This window comes from Arthrobacter sp. 05L45_2 (assembly GCF_056397525.1).
In genome coordinates this window covers 1-5,450 of record NZ_JBFTNO010000212.1, presented here as the reverse complement: position 1 = coordinate 5,450, position 5,450 = coordinate 1, and the positions used below count along the sequence as shown (strand labels likewise).

Below are 5,450 nucleotides of genomic sequence, written 5' to 3'. Positions count from 1 at the left end.
CACGGAACCGTCGAAACGGCGCTGCGGATGGGGTTCGATGTCGGGAAAGTCCGACGGCGCGTCAGGCCACCGGGGTGCCGGCGAGCCGGTCCGCCTCGGCTGCTGTGGTGGGCTGGCCGCCGTCGTTCGGGTAGATCATCTCCGCCGGGGCGTTGGAGTTGCGCTTGGCAAGGGGGTAAAACACCAGCGCGGTGACCACGAGGCCCACCAGCCACGAGATGTCGGCCCCGCCCAGGACCTCGGTCATGGGGCCGGTGTAGAGGGTCTGTGCCAGGAACGGGATCTGGACGACAATCCCGATGCCGTAGGCCAGCAGCGCCGTCCGGTTCCACCGCCCGTAGCGGCCGTTCGGATCGTAGAGCGCCGGGATGTCCACCTTTTCCTTGGAGAAGAGGTAGTAGTCCACAAGGTTGATGGAGCTCCACGGGATGAAGACCATCAGCAGCAGCAGGACGAAGTTCTTGAAGTTGGCGATGAAGTCCGGGGACGCCAGCATGGCGATCAGCACCGTGAGGCCAATGAAGCCGATGACGTAGGCGAAGCGGGTCCGCGACGGGGCGGCGGTTTTGCGGGTGAACGCCGAGACCGAGGTCAGCATGGTCATGTAGCCGCCGTAGGCGTTGAGCGTGTTCACGGTCAGCTTCCCGGTGACAATGACCAGGTAGATGACGACGGCGATCAGCCCGCCGCCGCTGAGGTTCCCCAGGAAGGCGACCTGCCCGTCAAGGAAACGCTGGCCCTTGGGCAACGCCAGCGACGCGAACAGGGCGCCGAGGGTCATGGACCACTGGGAGCCCAGGACGGTGCCGAGGAACGCGGCGAGGAAGGTCTTGCGCGCCGGGGTGTTGGAGGGCAAGTAGCGCGAGTAGTCCGCAACGTAGGGTCCGTAGGTCAGCTGCCACCCGGCGCCCAGCGAGATGGCGAGCAGGAAAGTCGGGAACTCGAAGGACCCGGAGGCCAGCAGGGCTCCGACGTCCTGGCTGGCCAGCAGCCGGATTCCGAGGTAGGTGAAGCCGAGGACGCCGATGACCGTGGAGATCCGGCCCAGGAGGTGGATGTATTTGTAGCCCAGGGTCGCGACAAGGACCGTGAGGGCGCCGAAGATCAGCATGCCGACGGCGGGGGTTCCCGTGTGCGTGATCTGGTCGACGGCCTGGCCCGCGAGGACGGTGCCGGTCGCAGCGAACCCGAGGTACATGATGATGACGAGCACCAACGGAATGACGGCCCCGAACACACCAAACTGGGCACGGCTGGAGATCATCTGCGGCAGGCCAAGCTTCGGACCCTGTGCCGCGTGCAGGGCCATCACCGCTCCGCCGAGCACGTTGCCCACGAGGAGGCCCAGGATCGCCCAGAGCGCGTCGGCGCCGAACAGCACGGCCAGGGCGCCGTCCACAATGGCGGTGATTTGCATGTTGGCGCCGAACCACAGCGTGAACTGCTGCCCGGGAGATCCGTGCCGTTCATTCTCCGGAACGAAGTCGATGGAGCGGCGCTCGACGCGCTGCCCGGCGGTTCCCGTTCGTGTCGCAGCTTGCATGGTTGTCCTCACTAAAACTCAGGCTGGGGTGGTCAGTACATCTGAGCATGCACGGTGACCTGGATCACGGGATAAAACCACATTTTCGTCCGGGATTCCGGACTGCCCGCCGTTCCGGCGCACACCGGCTCAACTAGGCTGGCGGGCATGGGGATACRCACGGGGGCTACGGCGGGCAGCACAAGGGCGGCAATAACGGTAACGGCGGCGGCCTTCGGTTGGCTGCTCAGCGGCGGCTTGTTCGCGGCATTGAGCTGGTTCGGCAGGGTCCCGGCTTCCTTCGCCCGGCTGGTGGTTCCGGAAACCGTGGCCGCGGCCAGCTGGCATTCGGTGATGCCGTGGCCAGTGGTGGTCCCGGCCCTGTCGGCGCTGACCTTGATGGGCCTGTTGACAGTCCTGCTGCGTGTTGCCGTCCCGCAGCCGACGGCGGTCGGGGCCGGTGCCCGGGCCGGGCTGATGAGCGTGTGGTTCAGCGTGGTGCTCGCATCTTTCCTCACCAGCGCGTTGTGGTCCGCGGGGAGCATCCTGGCGCAGTGGCCGCCGATGCGCGCCGCCTCACTGTTCGACGGCGTTGGGCCCGCGGTGCTCGCCGGCGGCTACTGGGGCATCGTCTGGGGCTGGGTCCCGGCCCGGGTGTGGCGGTTCCTGGCGGCCCGGACCCACGACGGACGGGCCGGCGGCGACAGTGGCGCGGCCGGCGTCGGTGGCGCGGCCGGCGTCGTCGTCGACGGGAACCACAGCCGGCGCCGCCCGGCGGGCGGAACCGTCCTCACGGCCACCGCCGTCGCCGCCGTCCTGCTGGTGGCCGCCGCTCCCCTGTCCGGGGCGGCGAACCGGGCAGCGGCCGCGCAGCTCATCCCGGTCCCCGCGCCAACGTCCACCACACCGCCCGTGGTCTACGGTTCACCGACAGTGGGCCCCTCGTTCCAGGCTCCCGAGCCAGGCTGGTGCCGCAGCGCGCAGGTGAAGATCTCGCTCGGTGAGCCCGACGCCGCCACCGGACACCGGGGCATGCCGGTCCGGCTGGTCAACACCGGCCGGGCCCCGTGCGTCCTCAACGCCTACCCGGATGTTGCCTTCGACGACACCGCCGGCTGGGCCATGGACATCCTGCCGGTCCACGGCGGTTCGTTTATGACCACGGACCCGGGCGCCCGGTCCGTCACCCTGCCCGCGGGCGCTGCCGCGCAGGCGTTCCTGGGCTGGAACGCCATGGCCGGCGCCGGCGACACCAGGGTGGGCACAGTCCTGGTGGCGCCTTTCCCGGGCGCAGCGCGGACCAGCCTGCCCGCGGACCTCGACGTAGTGAACGGCGGCTACGTGGCCGTGACGGCCTGGAGCCTGGCCAAGCCCGCGGCTTAGACGGGCCGGGCCGCCGATGGGGTTGGCTGAGTCGCTGCCGTCACTGCGGCAGCGCCGATCTCGCGGTTCACGGCGGGCATGATTTCCGTGGCCAGCAGTTCAATGGAGCGCGCCGTCTCGGCGAACGGCAGGCCGCCGAGCCCGATCTGGGCCATGTACCGGCTGTTGCCCAGGGTCGAGTGGATTTCGAGCAGCTTCTCCACAATCTGCTGCGGACTTCCCACCAGCAGCCCGCCGCCGGGCTCGGTCCACTCATCGAAGGTGGAGCGCGGGAAGTGGTCCACGGGGCGGGGCATGTTCTGCTCGAAGTACGCCCGGTAGTACGGGTAAAAGGTGTCGCGGGCCTGCTGGGAGGTGGGCGCCGCGTAGAAATGCCCGCCCGCGCCCACCTGCATCCCGGCGGGGTCGTGTCCGGCGTCGGCGGCGCTCTGGCGGTACAGCTCCACGAGGCGCCGGAACCTGGCTGGCCCGGAGAGCAGCGCTACAAACAGCGGCAGGCCCAGCCGGCCGGCCCGCGCGAAGCTGGCCGGTGTCCCGCCCACCCCGACCCAGACGGGGAGCCTGTCCTGCAGCGGACGCGGGGCGATGTCCAGTCCCGCCAGGCTCTGCGTGAGGGTTCCCTGCCAGTGCCCGACGGCGTTGTCCCGCAGGTCCAGCAGCATCCGCAGCTTCTCGTCAAAGAGGGCGTCGTAGTCCTCCAGCCGGTGGCCGAAGAGCGGGTAGGACTCCACGAAGGCGCCGCGGCCCGCGATGATTTCGGCGCGCCCGTCGGAGATCAGGTCCAGGGTGGCGAATTGTTCGAAGAGGCGGACCGGGTCCTGGGTGGAAAGGACCGTGACGGCCGTGCTGAGCCGCAGGTTTGTGGTCTCCCGGGCAATGGCGGCGAGCACGATTTCGGGTGCGGAAAGAGCGAAGTCGTGGCGGTGGTGCTCGCCGAGGCCCAGGAATCCGAGTCCTGCCTGGTCAGCGAGTTTGGCCAGCTCAATGAGCTCCTTCAATCGCTGGTGCGGGGACAGCGCCTTGCCGGTGCTGAGGTTGCGGGATAGTTCGCCGAAGGTAAAGATGCCAAAGTCCATACTTTATTGAACATTCAAGTATCTCGATTCATTCCACACCCCCGCCCCGCTGCCCCGTCTCGACGGTTCCCAGCCGGATCGACGCCCGGACCCGTCGAGTGGGCACGGAACCGTCGAAACGGCGGGTGGGCGGGGACGGGTGGAGAGGCCCCGTTAACATCCCGGAAACACACCCGTCACGCGTCCTTCACGAAACAGCGATTCCTGTAACGTCCCCGCAACGCAGGTCCCGACTGCCTGAAACACTGCCCGGCGAAGATTAAACCCGGTTGGGGGCCGGCGGCGAGGCGTCCCGGTACAGCGAATTTGTTGAGAAGGGACACGCAGGTGGAACTCACCGCGGGAAACATCTGGATCATGGTCTCCACGGCCCTCGTGCTGCTGATGACCCCGGCACTCGGCCTCTTTTACGGCGGCATGACGCGGGCCAAGGCCTCACTGAACATGATCATGATGAGCTTCGTCTCGGCCGGCATCGTCGGTGTGGTCTGGGTCCTCTGGGGCTACTCGATGACCACAGGCAAGGGCGTCCTCGGCATCTTCGGGGACCCRTTCGCCACCGCGGGACTGAGCCGGCTCATGGGCTCCCCCGAGCTCCTCAAAGCCGCCTTCAGCGCAACTTTCGCCATTATCACCGTCGCCCTGATCAGCGGCGCCATCGCCGACCGCGCCAAGTTCACCGCGTGGGCACTCTTCGTCCCGCTCTGGATCACCGTGGTCTACTGCCCGCTGGCCTACATGGTCTGGGGTGGCGGCCTCATGAGCGCCGGCGGCGCCGTCAGCTCGGTCTTCGGTCAGGTCATCGACTTCGCCGGCGGCACCGTCGTGGAGATCAGCTCCGGCACCGCGGCCCTCGTGCTGGTCTTCATCCTGGGCAACCGCCACGGCTTCGGCAAGGATCCAGCCCACCGCCCGCACAACATCCCGTTCGTCATGCTCGGTGCCGGAGTGCTCTGGTTCGGCTGGTTCGGCTTCAACGCCGGCGCCGCGACCACCGTGGAGCAGGCGGGCCTGATCTGGATCAACACCCTCGCCGCCCCGGCCGCGGCCATGCTGTCCTGGCTCGTGGTCGAGAAGAGCCGCCACGGACACCCCACGTCCCTCGGCGCGGCCTCCGGCGTCGTGGCCGGCCTGGTCGCGATCACCCCGTCCTGCGCCAACATCAGCCCGCTGGCCGCCGTCGGCCTGGGCTTGGTGGCAGGCGCCGCGTGCTGCGTCTTCGTGGACCTCAAGTTCAAATTCGGCTTCGATGACTCGCTCGACGTCGTCGGCGTCCACCTCGGCGGCGGCCTGGTCGGAACCCTGGCACTGGGCCTCATCGCCCTGCCGGTGGACGGGCACGGCGGCGGCCTCTTCTACGGCGGCGGGCTGCACCAGCTGGTGGCTCAGACCGTTGCCGTGCTGATCACGGTCGCCCTCTCCGGGCTGGCGACGGCGGTCATCGGCCTCGCCATCCACAAGACCATGGG

The 5,450-nt window shown here is 68.5% G+C and carries 4 protein-coding genes; 2 read left to right on the top strand and 2 right to left on the bottom strand.

Annotated features, from left to right (window positions below; genetic code table 11):
- Positions 1 to 61: 61 nt before the first annotated feature.
- Positions 62 to 1,543 carry a purine-cytosine permease family protein gene (locus tag AC1DHD_RS13930; protein WP_476880285.1) on the bottom strand — a complete coding sequence of 494 codons (1,482 nt, stop codon included), beginning with the start codon at positions 1,541 to 1,543 and terminating at the stop codon, positions 62 to 64.
- 147 nt (positions 1,544 to 1,690) lie between these two features.
- On the opposite strand from AC1DHD_RS13930, the gene AC1DHD_RS13925 reads away from it, so the two are divergent.
- Complete coding sequence (locus AC1DHD_RS13925) at positions 1,691 to 2,905, top strand: DUF4232 domain-containing protein (RefSeq protein WP_476880284.1); 1,215 nt, start codon at positions 1,691 to 1,693, stop codon at positions 2,903 to 2,905.
- Here the strand turns inward: AC1DHD_RS13925 and AC1DHD_RS13920 are convergent.
- Positions 2,902 to 3,981 (bottom strand): LLM class flavin-dependent oxidoreductase, encoded by a 1,080-nt coding sequence (locus AC1DHD_RS13920; protein ID WP_476880283.1) that lies wholly within the window; start codon positions 3,979 to 3,981, stop codon positions 2,902 to 2,904. The genes AC1DHD_RS13925 and AC1DHD_RS13920 overlap by 4 nt on opposite strands.
- Positions 3,982 to 4,308: 327 nt before the next feature.
- Between AC1DHD_RS13920 and AC1DHD_RS13915 the strand changes: the two genes are divergently transcribed.
- A partial coding sequence (locus AC1DHD_RS13915; RefSeq protein ID WP_476880282.1) for an ammonium transporter occupies positions 4,309 to 5,450 on the top strand: 1,142 nt, incomplete at its 3' end.